This window comes from Rhodococcus sp. NFXS4, assembly GCF_058139645.1.
Genome location: NZ_CP192221.1, coordinates 1,107,416 through 1,128,012 on the forward strand (window position 1 = coordinate 1,107,416; position 20,597 = coordinate 1,128,012).

Here is a 20,597-nt window from a genome sequence, read left to right on the forward strand (position 1 = left end):
GTTCGGCGATGACGAGCCAGATCTTGGAAATGCGCGGGATCACCAAGACGTTCCCGGGCGTGAAAGCACTGCAGGATGTCACCTTGACGGTGGAGCGCGGCGAGATACACGCGATCTGCGGCGAGAACGGCGCGGGAAAGTCCACGCTCATGAAGGTTCTGTCGGGTGTGTATCCCCATGACACGTTCGACGGCGACATCGTGTTCGACGGTCAGGCCTGCGAGTTCTCCGACATCCGGAGCAGCGAAGCCAAGGGCATCGTCATCATCCACCAGGAACTCGCGCTCAGTCCGTATCTGTCGATCGCCGAGAACATCTTCCTCGGCAATGAGCGGTCGAAGCGTGGGTTCATCGACTGGAACCGCACCAACTCCGAGGCCGCAGCCCTACTGAACCGTGTAGGGCTGCGGGAGAACCCGGTCACCGTCGTCAACGACCTCGGTGTCGGAAAGCAGCAACTCGTGGAGATCGCGAAGGCACTGTCCAAGGACGTGACGCTGCTGATTCTCGACGAACCGACCGCAGCACTGAACGATTCGGATTCCACCCACCTCCTCGAATTGCTGCGCGGTCTGCGGGACGAGGGCATCACGTGCGTGATCATCTCGCACAAGCTCAACGAGATCGCGGCCATCGCCGACCGGACCACGATCATCCGGGACGGTCGGACCATCGAGACGCTGGACATGCGCAACCCGGATGTCACCGAGGATCGCATCATCTCGCTCATGGTCGGCCGCGATCTCGAGCACCGCTTCCCGCCGCACGAATCCACGGTGGGAGAGGAGGTGCTGCGGATCGAGGACTGGACCGTGCACAGCCCCACCCAGCACGGTCGGACCGTCGTGGACAAGGCGAATCTGACGCTCCGTCGCGGGGAGATCGTCGGTCTCGCCGGTCTGATGGGTGCCGGCCGCACGGAACTGGCCATGAGCGTCTTCGGGCGCAGCTACGGCACGGACATTTCCGGACGGTTGTACAAGTACGGCAGAGAGATTCACGTCAAGTCCGTCAACGACGCGATCGAGCACGGTCTCGCGTACGCGACCGAGGATCGCAAGCGTTACGGCCTCAATCTGATCGACGACATCAAGCGCAACATCTCCACCGCGGCCCTGGACAAGTTGGTCGCACACGGATTCGTCGACGACAACCACGAGTACGAGGTTGCCGAGGGCTTCCGCAAGAGCATGAACATCAAGGCTCCCAACGTGGAGGCCGTCGTCGACAAGCTGTCCGGCGGCAACCAGCAGAAGGTCGTGTTGAGCAAGTGGATCTTCAGTGACCCGGACGTGCTCATTCTCGACGAGCCGACGCGAGGAATCGACGTCGGCGCCAAGTTCGAAATCTATTCGATCATCAACAGCCTCGCCGATGCAGGCAAGGCCGTTCTCGTGATCTCGTCCGAGCTGCCCGAACTGTTGGGGCTGTGCGATCGGATCTACGCGCTGTCCGCAGGCCGCATCACCGGTGAGGTGACTCGGGAGGACGCGACGCAGGAATCTCTCATGCATCTCATGACCCGTGGAACAGGAGTACTTCGATGAATCAGCTGTCGACCGTCCGGGGGCTGCTCACGCGAAACCTCCGCCAGAGCGGAATTTTCATCGCCTTCGCGTTGATCATCCTGCTCTTCACCGCGCTCACCGGTGGACAACTTCTGGTGCCGCAGAACATCAGCAACATGGTGGTGCAGAACTCCTACATCCTGATCCTGGCCATCGGCATGGTCGTGATCATCATCGCCGGCCACATCGACCTGTCCGTGGGATCGGTGGTCGCGGCCACCGGCGCCATCGCGGGTGTCCTCATGGTTCAACAGAACGTGCCATGGCCGCTGGCAGTGCTGATCACGCTGGTCGTGGGCGGACTGATCGGAGCGTGGCAGGGCTACTGGGTCGCGTACTTCGGCATCCCCGCGTTCATCGTCACGCTGGCCGGCATGCTCGTCTTCCGCGCCGTCACCCTCATCGTGCTGGGCAATCAGGGCATCGGGCCGTTCCCCGGACCGGTGCGGACACTGTCCAACGGCTTCCTCCCCGGATTCCTCGGCAACGTCGGCCTCGGACCCCTGGGCGGAGCCGACATCTTCACGCTGCTGGTCGCCATCGCCGCCATCGGCGCAATCGTGTTCAGCCAGTGGCGGACTCGAACCGGACGTCAGAAGTACGGCCAGGTCGTCGATGCACTGCCGCTGTTCCTGGCCAAGGTCACCTTCGCCGGACTGCTCGTGCTGGCGATCGCCGTGCAGCTGGCCCGCTTCAAGAACCTGCCGTACGTGTTGATCCTCCTCGCGGTACTGGTGATGGGGTACTCGACACTGGCGGGCAAGACCGTGTTCGGCCGGCACGTCTACGCCATCGGCGGCAACATCCACGCCGCATCGCTCTCCGGCATCAAGGTCAAGCCGGTCACGTTCTGGCTGTTCGTGAACATGGGTGTCCTGTCGGCCCTGGCGGGAATCATCTTCGCCGGCCGACTGAACCAGGCCGGCCCCACCGCAGGCAACGGATTCGAGCTCGACGCCATCGCGGCCGCGTTCATCGGTGGCGCAGCCGTGCAGGGTGGCGTCGGGCGCATCGTCGGTGCACTCACCGGCGGACTGATCATCGCCGTCATCAACAGCGGGATGTCGCTCATCGGATCACCCAGCGAGCGAGTCCAGTTGGTCAAGGGCCTCGTCCTTCTCGCGGCCGTCGCCTTCGACATCTGGACGAAGCGTCGAGCCGCCAGCGGACGCGGGGGTGGACCGGACAAGGCCGAGAAACCGGCGCCGTCCAATTACATGGGCCTCCCGGTTCCGGCCGAGATGTTGGGCGGTTCCACCGACACGAAAGCTGCCCCCGCAGCCACCGCGTCGCCGCCCGTGTCGAGGTAGATCGGCGCGGCGGGGCAGAACCTGCGATCCTGGACGACGGACGAGTGAACTGGGGGGAACTGTGACGCCGATTCGAGGGCCGGCCATGACGGACGTGGCCAAACTTGCCGGGGTGTCCCACCAGACCGTCTCGCGGGTGATCAACGGTCATCCCCACGTCACCGACGCGACCAGGGCGCGGGTCACGCAGGCCATCACCCAGCTGGGCTATCGGCCCAACACCGCGGCTCGGGCTCTGGTCACCGGAAGCAACCGCACCATCGGCATCGTCGCGACGGGAGTTGCTCTGCACGGACCGGTCTCGACGCTGTACAGCGTCGAGCGGGCCGCCCGGCAAGCCGGCTACTCGGTGCTGGTGGGGGTTCCGACCTCGCTGGAGGAGGACGCCATCAACGCGTGCGTTCGGAGTCTGCACAAGCAGGGTGTCGACGGGGTGGTCGTGGTGGCGCCGCTGCGCACCGACAACGGCGACATCGCGGGGCTGGCCGGCGAACTGCCGCTCGTCGCGGTCGAGGGATCGCCCGCCGGAGATCTCGCGGTGGTGTCCGTCGACCAGGTCCTCGGAGCAAGGGACGCCACGTCGCATCTCCTGGAACTCGGGCACCGAGAGGTGTGGCACGTGGCCGGGCCTCTGGGATGGTACGAGGCCGCGGACCGGGTGAGTGGGTGGCGGTCGGTGCAGGAGGAGCGGGGGATCGATCCGCCGCCGATGATGAACGGGGACTGGACCGCCCGGTCAGGCTACGCGGCCGGCACCGTCCTCGCGCAGATAAAAGGTGTCACCGCCGTGTTCGCAGGCAACGACTCCATGGCGCTCGGAGTGCTGCGCGCGCTCGACGCCCACGGGCGGCGGGTTCCCGAGGACATCAGCCTGGTCGGTTTCGACGATGTTCCCGACGCCGAGTTCTACTCACCGCCGCTCACCACGGTCCGCCAGGAGTTCAGCGAGGTGGGCGTCCGGAGCGTCGAGATCCTGCTCGAGCAGATCGAGTCCGGGAAGTCGAGCACCCGACGCTTCAGCATCGCCCCCAGCCTGGTCACCCGAGCGAGCACGGCTGCGCCGGCCGACTGAGGAGCGGCCTCGGCACGTCCCGGCCCGTCCGATCGGAAACGACTCGCGCTGTCGGAACCGGCAGGTACGTTCTGATTCGTCGCGCTCGACCGGCGGCGTCGAACGTACGAGGGAGTGCCACAGATCGTGACCGTGACGGACACAGAACTGATCAACACAGTGACTCAGGCCCTGACGGACGACGCGTCTGTCACCGACGAGATCGCGTATGTCGTTCTCGCGGCGCTGGAGGGCGACGCCGAGCTCGCCAGCGAACTTCACGGAACCGTGGAACACGAGGCGCTGCAGCCGGACTCACCCGCGTCCCAGGACGGTCCCGTCGGGGCATTCGTGTCCTCCATCGAGGTGACCGGGTTCAGGGGCATCGGTCCGACGTCGAGATTGTCCCTGGTACCCGGGCCTGGCATCACGGTGGTGTCGGGACGGAACGGATCCGGCAAGTCGAGTTTCGCGGAAGCACTGGAGTTCGCTCTCACCAGCAAGTCGTACCGCTGGAGTGCGAACAAGAAGAGCGTCGTGTGGGCGTCGTCCTGGCGCAACATGCACCACGACGGCGAGGCGTCGATCCGTGTGGGGCTGACCATCGACGGGCGACCCGAGACCACGGTCGGTGTCGACTGGTCCGCTGGGGCGGAGCTCGACGATGCCGCATTCTGGGTTCAGGAGAAGAAGGCGGCGAGGTCGACCGGAACGGACACCCTGGGGTGGCGCGACGCACTCGATTCCCATCGACCGATTCTGTCGTACGACGAGGTCGGCCGGATGTTCGAACAAGAACCGTCGGCCCTCTACGACGCCATTGCGAAACTACTGGGTCTCGACGCGGTGGCGGCTGCAGAGAAGCGCTTGGCCGAGAGGCACGGCGAGCTGAAGAAGCCGCGCACCGCAGCGACCCAGTCGAAGAAGTCGGTCAAGGCGGCAGTCGAAGCGTCGAGCGATCAACGTGCCGCTGCGGCATTCCAACAGCTCCGCAAGCACAAGCCCGACCTCGACGTCGTCGCGGGCATCGCGACAGGTTCCGAGGCGGCGTCGTCGACGGTCGTGGCGGCCCTGCGGCGTCTGGCCACACTGCGGACGGCTGAGATCAGCGACATTGACCGGACGGTGTCGCGGTTCGAACGCGCCCGAGACGCTCTATCAGCTGTGACCGGCGTGGTGGCAGACGAACAGGAACGGTTGCTCGACCTGTTGGCCAGCGCTCTGGAACTGCATTCCGGCGGTGACGGTCGACCGTGCCCCGTGTGTGGTGAGGGGATCTTGGACGACGTCTGGGCCGAACGTTCGCGACTCGCGCTCGAGGCTGGTCGAACGGACACCCAGCGCTACCGCGACGCGAAGTCGGAGTTCGATGCGGCAGCGCGCTCCCTGCGAGACCTCGCTCTCTCAGCACCGCTTGCCGTCGATGACACCGGTGGACTGGACCTTGAGGTCTACCGGGCCGCTCGTGACACAGCGCGGGCCGTGCCCTCGGACACGATGTCTCTGGGCGACCACGTCACAGCATCGCTGCCGGTGCTCATCGACGCCGCAGCCGGAGTGCGAGAGCAGGCAGCGCAGGCACTCGCCCAGTTGGAGACCGAGTGGACGCCACTCGCGGAACAGCTCGCCCGATGGGTCGACCTCGAACGCGAGGCGCGAGCGGTCGAGGAACAGCTCACCCGCGTCGACGCCGCGCGGACGTGGCTTTCCGGGCACATCGATGTCCTGCGCGACGAGCGGTTGGCGCCCATCGGTGACAAGGCCCGTCGCATCTGGTCGATGCTGAGGCAGGAGTCCAACGTCGACATCGGTCGAATCACTCTGGAGGGCCGCGCGACTCGCCGTAAAGCCAGCATCGAAGCGTCGGTCGACGGTCAGCCGACGGGGGCCCTGTCCGTGATGAGTCAGGGCGAGCTGCACGCACTGACATTGGCGCTGTTCATTCCGCGTGCGACCACCGAGGGAAGCCCGTTCCGATTCCTGGTTCTCGACGATCCCATCCAGGCGATGGACCCGGCCAAGATCGACGGATTCGTCGACGTTCTCGTCGATCTCGCAGCCACCCGATAGGTCGTGGTCTTCTCGCACGACGATCGACTGCCGGCCGCACTGCGCCGACGGTCCATCGGAGCCCGACTCGTCGAGGTGACGCGCGAGGCTGGATCCTCGGTTCGGCTGGCCGAGGCCGACACGCCTGCTCAGCGTTACGTCACCGACGTTCATGCCACGGTGCGAGACGAGCTCCTACCCGACGAGGTCAAGCGTCGGGCAGTGCAAGCGATCTTCCGCTTGGCGATCGAAGCAGCAGCCTGGGATCGCTACGTCCGGACCCAGACTGCAGACGGCACGGCATGGGTCGACCTGGAGCGCACGTGGTCCGAGACTCAGAGGACCAGGGCCCGGATCGCGCTGGCAATGGGAAAGTCCGACCAGGAGATCGGCGCGTGGTTGTCCTATCGAGAATGGAGAGGCGGCTCGCTGAACTACGCCAACAAGGGTGTGCACGGTGCCGGCTCCATCCCGACCAAGTCTCACGCGAGCGATCTGAACAAACTTGTCGACGAACTCTTGGCGGCGCCGTGACGACGCCCGCGGAGTTGCTCGGATACGCCCGGCGACTTCTCGAGGAGGAACCGGTGACCGGCCAGAATGCCCGTCTCGCAGCCGTACTCGCCCGGCAGGCACTCGAGTCGGTGGTCGAGGCGCGCTGCGCAGCGGTCGGCGAGGGTGTCGTTCACGCCAGCATGAAAGTAAGGCTGATCGTGTTGTATGCGCTCGCGCCGAACGACGAGTCGGTACGCACACTCGACTATGCCTGGGGCCGTCTGTCTCAGGCGTGCCACCACCACGCCTACGAGTTGTCGCCCACCGTTACAGAGGTGCGTACTCTGTGCGAATTTGTCGCCGGGTTTCTCGTCGACGCGTGATCATCAGCCCCTGGTCTGCCCCCTGATCGACGCCAGGTGTCCGCGCAGATTCGCCATCCCGTCCGCCGTCAGTCCGAGCGCCTCGCCGTGCTCTGTGGCCGCCGCCTCGACGATCTCGACGAGCGGCGCGTACTTGCTCAGCAGCTTCGTGCGCTTGGCGTCGTCCGCGAGATACTCGAGACTGCCGGCGTTGTCGACGAAGTCGGACACCTTCACCAGAAACACCTTTGGATCGCGGATCACCGCCGTCACGTGTTCGACGTACTGCGCGGCACGGTCCTCGCCGGTGCGCGGCGGGGTGGTGACGGCCTCGACGAGGCGTGCGACCTCCGCACCGAAGTGTGCCTCCAGTGCGCCGAGAGCCTGGGTCCCGCCGAGTAGATCGACGATGCGGTCGGACTGATCCTCGACGGTGTCGTGCAGGGCGGTGGCCACGAGTACGTCGAGATCAGCACAGCCGTACCTCATGAGACGCAGCACGTTTCGAGACGGGTGCGTGATGTACGGATCGTTGATCTGATCGCCGCGAGTGGTGCGGCGCTGCATCAGATGGGCGTAGGACGCCACGGCGAGAGCATCCTCGAGCGGTGAGGTCTCCAGTCCTCGACCGCGCGCCTCGTACCGGATGGCGTGGGCGAGCAGTGACGGGTCCATCTCCTTCAACGGCACGTCATTCAGTGCGCGAGTGAGGGCGTCGGACGTCGATGTCATGGGGTCCTCTCGTGGGACTGTCAGGAGGTGCGGGGGAGTTCGTCGACGAACTCGTACGAGCAGCCCAGCGCACTGCGCTCGTCGGTCACGCCGTTCTGCCGGAACCACGCGACGCACGCGTTGGCGATGAGCTGGGTGTCGCGGCTGAACAGATAACCGTCCGTGCAGTCGTCGAAGTGATCGTCGTGATGCCAGTGATCCAGCTCCAACCCCTCGACACCATGGTCGGCCAGTCGGAGTCGCTGGAGAACGGCTCGCGATCGGCGCACCATGTACACGCCGTCGTCGAGGACGTGGATCTGCGCGTTGAACACGTCCCTCTCGTCGTCGGGGTCGTAGTCGCTGGGACCGAGTTCGATGATCAGGCCGGCGGGCTTGTCGAACATCGATTCCATCAACCATGCTGCGGTGCCCTCGGAGTCGTCGACGGGCAGAACTCGGCCGTATCCGTCGGTGATGTTGTCGAGGAGTCCACCGCGGGGCAGGGGAGCGATCCATGCGTCGATGGCGTCGCCGTTCCTCCGAAGGTTCGCAACGCCGTCGTCGGTCAACCAGGCGGGGCCGTGGAAGAACTGCTCGACGCCCGACATGCCGTCCGAGTTGGTGTACTTCGCGTACCAGTTGTCCAGGTCGACATCCTTGTCGGTGACGACGACGCATCTGGTGCCGTCGATGCGGAGTGCGTACTGCCACTCCGGGATTGCCGTCGGCCGATTGTCGGCGCGCGGACGAGAGTGCTCTCGTTTCCATACCGCGGTCTCGACCGTCCTGATGCGTGTGATGGACCACGCGTTGCTGATGACATGGAGGGATTTGGCGGTGAGTTGGCAGGCCCAGGAGACGTCCCAGTCGCGCCTCGACACGATGATGTGCCGACGCCCGTTGTCGGCGACGACGACGTCCGCGCGTTCCCTGGACCGGAAGTAGTCGGACAGCTCCACGTCATCGACGAGCTCGTCGTACGGCTCGATTTCGATGATGACGGTGTACCGCGTGCCCTCACTCGCCGGCAGTCGGCGAGTGCGGGGGAGGCGACTGTCGGCCATGTGAGGGCTGGTGGACCAGAGGTCCGACCGGCTCGTCTCGACACCGAGGACGCTCCACTCCTCTGCGAGCCTGTCGACAGCATGGAGAGCAGCCTGTCCGGAGACCCACCATCCGCTGCCGGGTACGTCGAGGACGACGCGTGCATGACCGAGTAGGGATCGGTCGATCCTGGCCGCGTCGTCACCGACCTGGTGCAGCAGCCGGAGGTACTCGTCCGGTTCGATCTGGTCGAAGGGCCGGTCGATCTCGACGGCGACGGTGAATCCGGGATTGCCGGCGGGGATACCGCCCAAGCCGCGACTGTCGTGGTCCATGGGTTCTCGATTCTGTGCGAACAGCTAGCTCGACGTCGGAGAACCGAGCGTCGGTGGCAGGAATCATCCGTCTGCCTACTCACTGTTTACAGCAGGGCACCGACATGTTTCGGGCCCGAACCCACTTGCCCTCTACGCGCGCTCCATCACCCGCCGTGCCCGCTTCGCGACTGCCTCGTCGATGAGGTGACCGTCCTGGTCGACCCCGGCCCCACCGGACTCGAGGGCGGAGAGCACGGCGCGTGCTCGGGTGACGTCCTCGGGCGTGGGCTCGAACACCGCGCGCGCCGCCGGGACCTGGGCCGGGTGGATGCACGCGCGGCCCACGAAGCCGAGACGCGACAGCGACTGCGTGTCCGCGGTGAACGCGTCGAGGTCGCGGAAGTTGCGGGACACGGCCCCCAGCGGGGGGAGGAGGCCTGCGGCGGCGCTGGCCGCGACCACCTGTGACCGCGCGAACAGCAGCGCGCTGGGGTCCGATTCGCCGTCGATACCGAGGTCGACGGCGAGATCGGCCTCACCGATCTGCAGGAAGCGCACGCGGGGTCCTTGCGCGATGGCGAGCGCGTCGAACAGCGCCGCACCCGTCTCGAGCAACGGCGACACCGCGGCGTGTGGACACACGTCGGCGAGCACCCGATCGGCGATCGCGATCTCCTCGGGTGACCCCACCTTGGGGAGCCACACCCCGGTCAGCCGGGCATGCGCCACCGCGCGAATGTCGGCCTCCTGCAGCGGGCCCGGGTTGACGCGCACCCACACCTCGACGTCACCGGGCTCGCACGTAGCGACCCAGGCGGCGACCTCCGCGCGTGCGGAGTCCTTGTCCCGCAGAGCGACTGCATCCTCGAGATCGAGCACGACGGCGTCCGCACCCGAGGCGAGCGCCTTGTCGAAGCGGGCCGGCATGTCGCCGGGGACGTAGAGGTAGGTGAGCGCCCCACTCACCCGATCACGCTCGATCCCGCGACCAACGACTTCGCGATGACGGTGCGCATGATGTCGTTGGTTCCCTCGCCGATGGCCATGAGCGGCGCGTCGCGGTAGAGACGCTCGACGACGAACTCGGTCGAGTAGCCGTAGCCGCCGTGAATGCGCATGGCCTCGAGGCTGGCGGTGATGGCGGCCTCCGACGCGAAGTACTTGGCCATGCCCGCCTCCATGTCGACGCGCTTGCCCGAATCTGCCTGCGATGCAGCCCAGTAGGTCATGAGTCGGGCCGCCTGCAGCTGCGTGGCGATGTCGGCGATCTTCAACTGGATCGCCTGGAACTCGGCGATGGGCTGCCCGAAGGCGGTGCGCTCCTTCGCGTACTGCAGCGCGGCGTCGTAGGCCGCCTGCGCGATTCCCACACTGCGACCCGCGATGTTGAGTCGACCGATCTCGAGTCCAGACAACGCCTGCTGCAGTCCACGGCCCTCGACGCCGCCGAGGAGTGCGTCGACCGGCACCCGAACGTTGTCGAAGCTGATCTCACACGACTCGGTGCCCTTGTAACCGAGCTTGCCCATGTCACGCTGGACCTCGAAACCCTCACTGGTGGTGTCGATGAGCAGCAGGCTCATGCCCTTGTGGGGAGGGGTGGCGGAGGTGTCGGTCTTCACCAGCACGGGCAGGACGTTCGCATGCCGCGCGTTGGTGATCCACGTCTTCGCGCCGTTCACGACGTAGTGGTCGCCGTCGCGCTTGGCGGTGGTCTTGATGCCCTGCAGGTCCGTGCCCGCACCTGGCTCGGTGAGGCCGACGCCGGTGCGCCACTCACCCGTGGCCAGCTTCGGGAGGAGAGACTGCTTCTGCTCGTCCGTGCCGTGCTTGGCGATCATCCAGCACGAGAGGTTGTGGCTGCCGACGATGCCGGCAATGCCCATCCATCCACGCGCCAACTCCTCGTAGACGAGAGTGAAGGAGACCTTGTCGAGTTCGAGGCCGCCGTACTCCTCCGGCGTCGTGATCCCGAACAGGCCCATTGCCTTCATGTGGTCGACGATCTCCGTGGGGTAGCGGCCGGTCTTCTCCCATTCGTTCGCGACCGGGACGATCTCCTTGTCCACGAAGGTGCGCAATGCCTTACGGAACGCCGTCTGCTGTTCGTCGTACGTGAAATCCATGGTGGTGTCCTTCTTCCAGGCGAGGGTCAGGGGGCGGGCGCGATGGCCGCGGCGAGATCGAGCACGGCGGAGAGGTCGTGTTCGTCGGCGAGTCCGAGAACGCGATCGGCGAGTTCGTCCGCACGAGCGTCGTGGCCGCAGTTGCCGAGAAACTTCTCCCGCAGTGCCGCGTCGTCGAGTGGGAATGCGGCACTGCCGCGACTTCCGCCGACGTCTCCCACGAGCACACGGCCGTCGGCGAGGGTGATGGTGGCGTGTCCGGGAGCGGCGGCCGCGGGCCCGTCGGTGGGACGTTCGACGACGCGGACCGTGCGCGCCGTCGTCAGCACGTCGGCTCGGGCGATCGACGCGTCGGTGTAGGTGGAGACGTCGACTGCCCCGTCGCGCAGCAACGCGGCCACGCTCCACGGCAGATCGAACTTGCCGTCGTACGTGCTGCGCGGGGAGGCGACGCCCGTGTTGGGTCCGCACACGAACGGGGTGGAGTCCGGGTGGACCAGCACTTCGATGTCACGGATGTCGTCGACGTGGACGTCGTGGCCCGCGACAGCGGCGGACACCGCGTCGAGGGTGACGTGCATCAGCTGGCAACTGGGGTAAGGCTTGATGCCGATCCCCAGTGCTTCCCAGCGGGTTCCGAATCCGTCGGTCAGAACGGTCAGGTCGACGGGTCGATCGGTGAGTGCCGCATAGACGCCCCGTCGCCCTTCCAACACGGAGCCCGGTCCGGTGGCGCCGGCGGCTGCGAGGCGGGTGGCCAGAATGCCGTTGAAGCTGGCCGTGCCGGGGTGCAGCGCTTTCGTGTCGGCATCGGTGTCGAGGAACTCGAGGAGACCGGAGCTCGACGATCCAGCGATGCCGAGCGCATGGACCAGAGTCTCACTGTCGAACTTCCCGAGCCGCCCGGCGACGACGGCCGCGGCGAACGGGCCCACCGCCGCGGTCGCGTGGATCCCCCGAGCGTGGAACCCGTGGGGACTGACAGCGCCCAGTCGGCAGGCCGTCTCGAGGCCGAGTGTCGCGGCTGTGAGTACCTCGGCACCGGTGGCGTGGGTCTGCTGGCCGACGGCGAAGGCTGCCGGCAGGGTGACGGCGGTGGCGTGGACGAGCGCCCCGGCGTGCGTGTCGTCGAAGTCGAGCGCGTGCACCAGAACGCCGGTGGCCAGGGCGGCGGCCGGCGCGGACAAGGCGCGGGTTCCCGTCAACGGGCGGGCCTCGGGAGGGCCGCCCAGACCGTCGGCGACGGTCCATGCGGCGCGTCCGTGGCCCAGACGCTGCGCGGCCACCGCGGTACCCACCGAATCGAGCAGGTGACGAGCGGTCGCGTGCCGCACGGCCGGCGGCACATCGTCGAGGGTCACTCCCGTCGCCCACTCGGACAGCACTGTGGAGGTCACGCGTGTGCCTCGGCCGTCACCTCGCCGAAGGCGCCGCTACGGCGCAGGCTGGCGATGGTCTCCTCGTCGTAGCCGAGGTCGGCCACGATCTCCTCGAGGTTCTCCCCGCGCTGCGGTGCACGTCGGTATTCGGGACGCTGCGGCCCGAAGTTGACGGGGGAGGCGAGTTGGCGCACCGTGTCGTACACCGGGTGCTCGGTCTCGACGATGAGATTGCGTGCGAGCGTGTGGGGTTCGGTGAGCGCGTGCGCCACGTCGTTGATCGGTCCGGACGGAACGCCTGCCGGGCCCAGCAGCGACAACCAATGTGCGACGGTGTCGGTGGCGAACACGTCCTCCAACATCGGCAGCAGAACGTCCTTGTTCTGCCCCCGCAGGGAAAAGCTCGCGAAGCGAGGATCGGCACCGAGATCGGGTCGGCCGATGGCGACGACGAGCCGTTCCCAGAACTTCTCCTTGGCGCAGCCGACGATGAGCCAGCCGTCCGTGGCCTCGAAGGCCTGGAACGGGACCAGCGACGGGTGGGCCGAATTCTTGGTTCGCACCGGCTCGAAACCCGCGTTGAGATGCCACGTCGCGGGATACGTCAACAGCGACATCGCGGTGTCGTACAGCGACACGTCGCAGTCCCCGCCGACACCGTCGCGCCGCGCGGCGTGCAGACCGGAGAGCAGGCTGATCGCGGCGACGAACCCGCCCGAGTAGTCCACAAGCGAGAGACCGGATTTGGTGGGTGGGCCGTCGGGATCACCGGTGACGCTCATCCAGCCCGCGAGTCCCTGCAGGATGTAGTCGTAGCCGGGTTCCTTCGCGCGCGGACCGGTCATACCGAACCCGGTCAGGCTGCAGCAGACGATGGCGGGGTTGAGGTGCTTGAGGTCGTCGTACGTGATGCCGATCTTGGCGGGAACGTCACCGCGCAGGTTCGAATAGACTGCGTCGCTGGACTTCACGAGGTCCTCGAAGACGGAGCGCCCGGCGGGTGTGGAGAGATCGAGCGACAGACTGCGTTTGTTGCGGTTGAACGTCTCGAAGAAGAGCGAGTCCTCGCCCTCGTTGAACGGCGGCACGTACCGGCCGACGTCACCGCCGACGTTGGGGTCCTCGATCTTGATGACGTCGGCACCGAGGTCGGCGAGGTGAAGACTGCCGAACGGGCCTGCGCCGTACTGTTCCAGCGAGATGATGCGGACATCCTCGAGTGGTTTCATCGTGCGTCGCCTTTCGTGTCGGACGGCAGCTGCAGCGGACCGCTCTGCGCCTCCGGGAAGTAGTTCTGGCCGATGCCGCTCTCTCGCGTCGCCACCATGACGGAGCGTTTCCACGAGATGACCTCCACGCCATCCTGATTGAGGCCACGGGTGATCATCGAGACGATGCCGGCATAGGGGCGGGACTCGGAGAGTCGCAGGCCCGTGCAGATGCTCTCTGCGTACAGCGTGTCGCCCTCGTACACGGGGTGAGACATCTTGATGTCGGTGAACGCGAGATTGGAGATCGCGTTCTGGCTCATGTCGAGTACGGAGATGCCGAGAATCACCGCAACCGTGAAGCCCGAGTTCACGATGACGCGCCCCTCGGTGATCGGGTTCTGCGCCGCGAGATGTGCGTTGAAGTGATTCTGGTTCGTGTTCATCGACAGCAGCGTGATCCACGTGTTGTCGGCCTGCGAGACGGTGCGTCCCAGAGGGTGCTGGTAGACGTCACCCACCACGTAATCCTCGAAGAAGCGCCCTAGAACGGCCGGATGGACTGCCACGGTGTCTCCCTGTGTCGGTCGGCGAAGCCTGCACCTGAACCATAAACATCAGATGATTAGACCGTCAAGGGGGAGTTCTGACCGGATCTGCGAGATCTGATGCGGTCAATTCTCACGAAAGAGCAGATGTTTGGTGCTACTGAGTGCGCAGCTTGTCCATCTGTCGGTAGGAGCCGCCCAGATGGTCGAGGTGGCGACGCATCATGTCCATCGCGGACATCGAGTCGCCCGCGGCGACGACGTCGAGAATCGCCCGATGGTCGTGGTCGACGCACTGCCAGAAGCCCTCCGGCGCGTGATCACGACCGAAACGCTTCGACAGCACCCGGAACACCGGTGCCGTGATGAGTTCGAGCAGGGGATTCTGCGCAGCGCGCAGCAGGACGAGGTGGAACTCCTGGTTCTTGACGAAGGTCTCCGGCCCCTGGGCGTCGGTGGGATCGAAGATCGAGGCGCGCAGTTGATCGAGGTGGTCCTCGGTGCGGCGGAAGGCGGCCATGCCCGCCGCAGGCACCTCCATGAGGTTGCGTACCTCCATCAGCTGGTCGACAGTGACGGCATCGGCCGTGGTCATGAGCGCGACACCGGTTTCGAGGTGCTCGCTGATGTGGCCGACGCTGGGCACCGCCACGAAGCTGCCGCCCGTGACGCCGCGAGTGGTGAGGATCAAATTCTGGCTAGCCAACGACCGTAGGGCTTCGCGGATGGTGCTCCGGCCGACGCCGAACTCCGCCGTCAGTTCCGTGTCGCTGGGGAGGCGCTCACCCGGCTGCAGTTCGCCCGACAGGATGCGGTCGCGCAGTCGTGTCGCGAGTGCGGCGTAGGCCGGCGTGCTCTTGGCGCTCGGATCGGCGGTCGAGGATTCGGGCACTGAGGCGGGCCTCTCGGTCGGTCGTCCGGCTCGTGACGACGGGCGATCACGTGGGGCGACGGTGGCGGAACAGCACGAGCGTAGCGCGAGCGACTGCGGCGAGCAGCGGCATCCGAAGATCGGGCACCATGGCAATACATCGGCTGTTTAGGGTGTCGAATGCCGTCGAGTGGGACTGAAGGGCACCTGACGAGGCGTCACCTGCCCAAAACATCAGAGGTATTGCATTCGGGCACAGGGTGGCGCACTATGACTCGGGTCACCTTCGCAGGGTGCACAGAGACCCCGCACGGACTCCCGGACTGCAGCGACGCGTCCCGGTCGTCCCACTCCTGCTCCCCACGTGAGAGCCGACAGAATTGGATGGCACATGAAACGAATCGGAGTCGACGTCGGTGGAACCTTCACCGACCTCGTGTTGTGGGACGACGACGGCACCGTGGTGGTGCACAAGACGCCGTCGACCAACCACGATCCCTCGATCGGCACGATGGACGGCATCGCTGTCCTGGCCGAGCGGGCGGGAATCGACCCGGCCGAGATCGACATGTTCTTCCACGGCACGACGGTGGCCACCAACATCGTCCTCGAGCACAACGGGTGCGACGTCGGAATGATCACGACGGAGGGGTTCCGCGACCTCCTGCACATCGCGCGCAAGAAGCGACCCCTGAACTACTCCAACTACCAGGATCTGCCGTGGCAGAAGTGGCAACTGGTACCGCGGCGGAACCGGCGCGTCGTTCCGGAGCGTATCGACGCCTCCGGCGCCGTCCTGACACCCCTGGACGAAGATGCTGTGCGGGAACAGGTTCGGCTCCTGCGCGAGCGAGGTGTCGACGCCATCGCCGTCGCTTTTCTGCACTCCTACCGCAACCCGACCCACGAGCAGCGGGTCAAGGCGATCATCGCCGAGGAGTTCCCCGGCGTCTTCGTGTCGCTGTCCAGTGAGGTCGCTCCGCAGTACCGCGAGTACGAGCGCTTCTCCACCGCCGCGCTCAATGCGTTCATCGGGCCGAAGACGTCGCAGTACATCGAGAACCTCGCACAGAAGGCGAGCGCGGCACAAGTCGGCGAGGACGTGCACCTCATGACCTCCGCCGGCGGACTGGTCACCTCCCGGAGCGCCAGTGAGATTCCCGTGTCACTGCTGACCAGCGGTGTGGTCGCCGGTCTCCTCGGCGGCTGCGCCATCGGCAAGGCGTCGGGCTTCCCCAGCGTCATCACCCTCGACGTCGGCGGCACCTCGGCGGACGTGGGAGTGGCGCCCGACGGCGCACTGCGGATGAAGCACCTCCTGGACACCCGCATCGGCGACTACCACGCGATGGTGCCGATGGCGGAGGTCGACACCATCGGCGCCGGCGGTGGCTCCATCGCGGTGGTCGACGACGGCGGCATGTTCCGCGTCGGACCGCGCAGCGCCGGTGCCGTTCCCGGACCTGCGTGCTACGGCCACGGCGGTACCGAGCCGACCTCGACCGACGCGATGGTCATGATGGGGTGGCTGCGCGAGACCAGTTTCCTGTCCGGCACCATGCGGGTTCAGCCGGAACTCGCCCGCACCGCCATCCAGACCCACATCGCCGACAAGCTGGACGCGCCTCTCGACGAGGCGGCGATGGGCATCTTCAAGATCCTCGCGCACTCCATGACGGAAGCCATCAGCCTGCACTCGGTGCGCAAGGGGTACGACCCCCGCGACTTCTCCCTCATCGCGGAAGGTGGAGCAGGGCCGCTGTTCGCGTGGCAGATCGCCGATCAGCTCGGTATCCCGCGCGTCATCGTGCCCGGCCACCCCGGCATCACGTCCGCGGTCGGTCTGCTCACCACCGACATCCGCTACGAGGAGCCCACCACGGTGTGGACCTCGTCGGCCGACCCGGACATCGAGCTGCTGCGTCAGCAGGTCGAGCGGCTGTCCGAGCAGGCAGTGGCCCAGTTGCGGGCGGACGGGGTTGCACCGGAGAACATCTCGCTCGAGCGCAGCGTCGACTGCCGATACGTGGGGCAAGGGTACGAGCTCCGCGTGCAGGCACCCGACGGCGAGATCGACGACGTCTGGGTTAAGACGACGGCCGAGGCCTTCCACGAGGCGCACGGGCGCACGTACTCCCAGCGCTTCGACGACAAACCCGTGCAGCTGATCAACGTCCGTGTCACGGGCGTCGGTGCGGTGCCTCACGTGCGCATCGCCGACATCGAGAAGGGCACCGCCGACGCTTCCGCCGCGATCAAGACCACGGCCCGCGCGCTCTTCTGGAAGGACGACACCGCGAAGCCCGAATGGGTCGAGACCCCGGTGTACGAGCGATCGCTCCTGCTGGCGGGCAACAGGTTCGACGGACCCGCGATCGTCGAGCAGTTCGACTCGACCACCATCGTCGGAATGAATCAGCATGCCACCGTCGACGCCGTCGGCCACATCATCATCGAGAGGAACCTCGCATGAGCAAGACGCTGATGCCCATCACCGGAGTCTCGTTGGCGGGTGACTCCACGCGCACGTGGAACGACGTGGAGGTCGATCCGATCACGCTCCGGGTGATCGGCGGTGCTCTGCAGTCGATGGCCAAGGAGATGGCTCAGGTGCTCTACCGGATGGCGTACTCGAGCCTCATCCGCGAGTCGGAGGACCTCGGCGCCGGCATCTTCGACATCAACGGTCGTGAGCTGTGCGAGTCGGATTCCACACCGATGCACTGCGGTTCGATCCCCGCCTACATCCGGGGTGTCAACCGTAGGCTCGCGGGAACGTACGAGCCGGGTGACGTGATCCTGCACAACCATCCGTACCACGGCGCCGCACACTCGCCGGACTACGGCGTCATCATTCCGATCTTCTGGCAGGGCGAACACATCGGCTTCGCGGGCTGCACCGGCCACGTCTCCGACGTGGGCGGCAACTTCCCCGGACTGTGCATGGACGTCGTCGACGTGTGGGCCGAGGGCAAGCTCATGGACTCGATGAAGATCTACCAGGCGGGCGTCCGCAACGACTACCTCATCCAGCACATTCTCGACAACGTCCGCACCCCCGAGCAGAACCGTGGCGACCTCGAGGCCCTCATCGCGTGCTCGCGGATCGGCGAGAAGCGCTTCACGGAGCTGCTCGAGAAGTACGGTCTCGACACCGTCATGAGTGCGGGCGAACGGTGGATGGACTACTCGGAGTCCATGCTGCGTGCCAAGATCCGCGAGATCCCCGACGGCAGCTACGAGGCACCGATCGGCTACCTCGACGACGACGGCAAAAACCGCGACGAGCCGCTGAAGGTGGCCGTACGCGTGCAGGTCGAGGGAGAGGACATCCTGATCGACCTCACCGGCTCGAACAGTCAGGTCCCCACCGCGTTCAACGTCCCCTTCGAGGGGTCGGTCCTCCCGGTCGCGGTCTCGGCCATCCGTACCATCCTCTTGGACGAGGACCTCACCGAGGACTTCGTTCCGCAGAACGACGGCTGCTTCCGACCCGTCAAGGCCTATGCACCCGAGGGCACCATCTTCAACCCGGACTTCCCGGCGTCGTGCTTCGCGCGGTTCTCTCAGGTGAACCGGGTGTTCGACTCGATCAATCTCGCTCTCGCACCGGTCCTTCCGGACCATGCGATCGCAGGATCGTCCGCGGCGCTGTGTGCCATCGCGTACTCCGGAATCGCGCCCGACGGCGAGTCGTACTGGGTGTACATCGAGATCAACGAGGGGTCGTACGGCGGCCGCAACGGCAAGGACGGAATGGACGCCGTCGACGCGCTGATGGCCAACACCCGCAACAACCCCATCGAGGAGCTCGAGCTCAACCATGCCATGCGGGCGCTGCGATACGAGCTGCGCGACGAGGCACCGGCTCCCGGCAAGTGGCGTGGCGGTATCGGCAGTGTGCGCAAGTGGTTGATGGAGACCGACACGTTCCTGGGCTCCGAGGCGGACAACCGCTCGGATCCGCCGGCGGGAGCTCTCGGTGGGCACCAGGGCGTCTCGGGTGCGTTCACTCGTAACGCCGGGACCGACCGCGAGGAGGTGCTCTACTCCAAGGTGACCCAGGAAACGATCCGTGCCGGTGAGACCCTGGAGATCAAGCTCCCGTCCGGTGGCGGCTTCGGCGATCCCTTCGAGCGGGACCCGTTCCAGGTGTTGAGCGACGTCTGGGACGAGTACCTCACCGAGGAGGACGCGCGACGCGATTACGGTGTGGTCGTGAACACCGCATCGTGGACCGTCGACGAGCACGCGACGGCGGAGCTGCGAGCGCGGAGCGCAGCCTGACCGAGAGTGGGGGACAGGCCGGTGAGACACCGGACCTGTCCCCGCTCGCTCTCGACCGTCGGTTGGGGAGCGTCATCCGGTGGATCGATGCACCCCCGGCCGGCGAGGGGCCTCTCGCGGGGAAGACCGTCGGGGTCAAGGACAACATCGACGTCGCCGGCATCGAGACCACCTGTGCCTCGGCCTACTTCACCGACCACCGGGCGGACCAGGACGCTGACGTGGTGACACGCCTGCGTGCGGCCGGCGCTCGGGTGACCGCCAAACTGAACATGGCCGAGTTCGCCGTCGGCGTGACGTCGCAGAACTCGGCCGCGGGGCCGTCCCGCAACCCGTGGGACCTCGGCCGGATTCCGGGTGGCTCCAGCGGAGGCTCCGGTATCGCCGTCGCGGCGGGAATCGTGGACGCTGCGCTGGGTACCGACACCGGCGGTTCGGTCCGACTGCCCGCCGCTGCGTGCGGTGTCACCGGCCTGCGTCCGAGTAGAGGGTCGATCAGCACGGCCGGTGTTCACCCCGTCAGCGAGGAGTTCGACACGGTGGGCCCGATGGCGCGCACGGTCGGGGAGGTGGCCGCCCTGTTCGACGCACTGTCCTCCCGCTCGACCGAGAACGTCACGGGCACAGTCCGTGTCGGAGTGCCGGACGTGTTCATCTCCGCCGACGTGGACGAGGGTGTGGCCCGTACCGTCCGAAACGCCGTGAGCTTGTTCGCCGAGCTGGACGTGACGATCGTTCCCGTGTCGCTGCCCTTCGCGGCCGACGCCCAGGACATCGTCTACACGATCGTCTACAGCGATCTCGCGCGTCACCATCGAGCGAGGCTGCGTACGCAACCGTCCCTGTTCCAGGCGGCAACCAGAGAACGAATCATGCTGGGACTCGGCATCACCGACGAGGATCGCGCCGCGGCGCACGAGGCGGGCGAACGGTTCCGAGCCCTGCTGCGTCCGGTCCTCGAGGACGTCGACCTGGTGCTGACCCCGACGATGCCCGTGGACGTGCCGCCCCTCGCCGGCGGTGACGACGTGGTCGCCCTGTCTCGACGGATGGGTCAGTTCACCTATCCGTGGTCGTTGCACGACGGACCGACTCTCGCGCTGCCGGTGGGGTTCCACCCACTGTCGGGGATGCCGGTCGGTGCCCAGCTCACCGCTGCGCGAAGTCGAGAGGGTGTGCTCTTCGAGGCAGGGATGCGGTATCAGGGCACGACGGACTGGCACGAGCGACGCCCTGGCTCGCCATACATCAGATGATTGAGCGGCAAT

General features: G+C 66.4%; 17 protein-coding genes. 9 read left to right on the forward strand and 8 right to left on the reverse strand.

The features are described from left to right. Window positions 1-8: 8 nt before the first annotated feature. The 6 genes from mmsA to J4E04_RS05120 all read left to right on the forward strand — a co-directional run bounded on the left by mmsA (window position 9) and on the right by J4E04_RS05120 (window position 6,856). The gene (gene mmsA, locus J4E04_RS05095; RefSeq protein ID WP_490150058.1) at window positions 9-1,547 is read left to right on the forward strand and encodes a multiple monosaccharide ABC transporter ATP-binding protein; all 1,539 of its coding nucleotides are present in this window, start codon (window positions 9-11) and stop codon (window positions 1,545-1,547) included. Continuing rightward, entirely contained in the window at window positions 1,544-2,878 is a 1,335-nt protein-coding gene (gene mmsB / locus J4E04_RS05100) for a multiple monosaccharide ABC transporter permease (protein ID WP_490150059.1), read from the forward strand. Before mmsA ends, mmsB begins: the two co-directional genes overlap by 4 nt. An 85-nt stretch (window positions 2,879-2,963) precedes the next feature. Then, window positions 2,964-3,950: a LacI family DNA-binding transcriptional regulator gene (locus tag J4E04_RS05105; protein WP_490150060.1), complete on the forward strand. Its 987-nt coding sequence runs from the start codon at window positions 2,964-2,966 to the stop codon at window positions 3,948-3,950. 132 nt (window positions 3,951-4,082) lie between these two features. Then, window positions 4,083-5,999: an AAA family ATPase gene (locus tag J4E04_RS05110; protein WP_490150061.1), complete on the forward strand. Its 1,917-nt coding sequence runs from the start codon at window positions 4,083-4,085 to the stop codon at window positions 5,997-5,999. Between the two features lie 3 nt (window positions 6,000-6,002). Further along, window positions 6,003-6,512 (forward strand): hypothetical protein, encoded by a 510-nt coding sequence (locus J4E04_RS05115; protein ID WP_490150062.1) that lies wholly within the window; start codon window positions 6,003-6,005, stop codon window positions 6,510-6,512. Beyond that, entirely contained in the window at window positions 6,509-6,856 is a 348-nt protein-coding gene (locus J4E04_RS05120) for a hypothetical protein (RefSeq protein WP_490150063.1), read from the forward strand. Before J4E04_RS05115 ends, J4E04_RS05120 begins: the two co-directional genes overlap by 4 nt. A gap of 3 nt (window positions 6,857-6,859) precedes the next feature. Here the strand turns inward: J4E04_RS05120 and J4E04_RS05125 are convergent, their stop codons facing one another. The 8 genes from J4E04_RS05125 to J4E04_RS05160 all read right to left on the reverse strand — a co-directional run bounded on the left by J4E04_RS05125 (window position 6,860) and on the right by J4E04_RS05160 (window position 15,063). Then, window positions 6,860-7,567 carry an HD domain-containing protein gene (locus tag J4E04_RS05125; RefSeq protein WP_490150064.1) on the reverse strand — a complete coding sequence of 236 codons (708 nt, stop codon included), beginning with the start codon at window positions 7,565-7,567 and terminating at the stop codon, window positions 6,860-6,862. A gap of 20 nt (window positions 7,568-7,587) precedes the next feature. Then, window positions 7,588-8,928 carry a hypothetical protein gene (locus J4E04_RS05130; protein ID WP_308115684.1) on the reverse strand — a complete coding sequence of 447 codons (1,341 nt, stop codon included), beginning with the start codon at window positions 8,926-8,928 and terminating at the stop codon, window positions 7,588-7,590. A gap of 132 nt (window positions 8,929-9,060) precedes the next feature. Beyond that, on the reverse strand, window positions 9,061-9,876 hold the full coding sequence (locus J4E04_RS05135) for an HpcH/HpaI aldolase/citrate lyase family protein (RefSeq protein WP_037185149.1): 816 nt from the start codon (window positions 9,874-9,876) through the stop codon (window positions 9,061-9,063). Then, on the reverse strand, window positions 9,873-11,036 hold the full coding sequence (locus tag J4E04_RS05140; protein WP_027504872.1) for an acyl-CoA dehydrogenase family protein: 1,164 nt from the start codon (window positions 11,034-11,036) through the stop codon (window positions 9,873-9,875). The genes J4E04_RS05135 and J4E04_RS05140 overlap by 4 nt, the downstream gene beginning before the upstream one ends. Before the next feature lie 26 nt (window positions 11,037-11,062). Beyond that, on the reverse strand, window positions 11,063-12,433 hold the full coding sequence (locus tag J4E04_RS05145) for an MmgE/PrpD family protein (protein ID WP_328812327.1): 1,371 nt from the start codon (window positions 12,431-12,433) through the stop codon (window positions 11,063-11,065). Beyond that, window positions 12,430-13,644, reverse strand: a complete 1,215-nt coding sequence (locus J4E04_RS05150) for a CaiB/BaiF CoA transferase family protein (protein ID WP_204868763.1) — start codon at window positions 13,642-13,644, stop codon at window positions 12,430-12,432. The genes J4E04_RS05145 and J4E04_RS05150 overlap by 4 nt, the downstream gene beginning before the upstream one ends. Then, on the reverse strand, window positions 13,641-14,192 hold the full coding sequence (locus J4E04_RS05155) for a MaoC family dehydratase (RefSeq protein WP_027504875.1): 552 nt from the start codon (window positions 14,190-14,192) through the stop codon (window positions 13,641-13,643). Before J4E04_RS05155 ends, J4E04_RS05150 begins: the two co-directional genes overlap by 4 nt. A 136-nt stretch (window positions 14,193-14,328) precedes the next feature. Further along, the gene (locus tag J4E04_RS05160) at window positions 14,329-15,063 is read right to left on the reverse strand and encodes a FadR/GntR family transcriptional regulator (RefSeq protein WP_027504876.1); all 735 of its coding nucleotides are present in this window, start codon (window positions 15,061-15,063) and stop codon (window positions 14,329-14,331) included. A 370-nt stretch (window positions 15,064-15,433) separates the two neighbouring features. On the opposite strand from J4E04_RS05160, the gene J4E04_RS05165 reads away from it, so the two are divergent. From J4E04_RS05165 to J4E04_RS05175, 3 genes are read left to right on the forward strand one after another with little or no spacing between them, the layout of a single operon-like run. Next, window positions 15,434-17,515: a hydantoinase/oxoprolinase family protein gene (locus tag J4E04_RS05165; RefSeq protein WP_490150065.1), complete on the forward strand. Its 2,082-nt coding sequence runs from the start codon at window positions 15,434-15,436 to the stop codon at window positions 17,513-17,515. Then, window positions 17,512-19,329, forward strand: a complete 1,818-nt coding sequence (locus tag J4E04_RS05170) for a hydantoinase B/oxoprolinase family protein (protein WP_222639095.1) — start codon at window positions 17,512-17,514, stop codon at window positions 19,327-19,329. Before J4E04_RS05165 ends, J4E04_RS05170 begins: the two co-directional genes overlap by 4 nt. Continuing rightward, window positions 19,275-20,585 (forward strand): amidase, encoded by a 1,311-nt coding sequence (locus J4E04_RS05175; protein ID WP_490150066.1) that lies wholly within the window; start codon window positions 19,275-19,277, stop codon window positions 20,583-20,585. Before J4E04_RS05170 ends, J4E04_RS05175 begins: the two co-directional genes overlap by 55 nt. The last annotated feature ends 12 nt before the right edge of the window (window positions 20,586-20,597 follow it).

Bases quoted from the DNA above. Each gene is read 5' to 3' on its own strand.
- mmsA (WP_490150058.1), top strand. From the start codon at position 9: ATGACGAGCCAGATCTTGGAAATGCGCGGGATCACCAAGACGTTCCCG.
- mmsB (WP_490150059.1), top strand. From the start codon at position 1,544: ATGAATCAGCTGTCGACCGTCCGGGGGCTGCTCACGCGAAACCTCCGC.
- J4E04_RS05105 (WP_490150060.1), top strand. From the start codon at position 2,964: ATGACGGACGTGGCCAAACTTGCCGGGGTGTCCCACCAGACCGTCTCG.
- J4E04_RS05125 (WP_490150064.1), bottom strand. From the start codon at position 7,567: ATGACATCGACGTCCGACGCCCTCACTCGCGCACTGAATGACGTGCCG.
- J4E04_RS05130 (WP_308115684.1), bottom strand. From the start codon at position 8,928: ATGGACCACGACAGTCGCGGCTTGGGCGGTATCCCCGCCGGCAATCCC.
- J4E04_RS05140 (WP_027504872.1), bottom strand. From the start codon at position 11,036: ATGGATTTCACGTACGACGAACAGCAGACGGCGTTCCGTAAGGCATTG.
- J4E04_RS05150 (WP_204868763.1), bottom strand. From the start codon at position 13,644: ATGAAACCACTCGAGGATGTCCGCATCATCTCGCTGGAACAGTACGGC.
- J4E04_RS05165 (WP_490150065.1), top strand. From the start codon at position 15,434: ATGAAACGAATCGGAGTCGACGTCGGTGGAACCTTCACCGACCTCGTG.
- J4E04_RS05170 (WP_222639095.1), top strand. From the start codon at position 17,512: ATGAGCAAGACGCTGATGCCCATCACCGGAGTCTCGTTGGCGGGTGAC.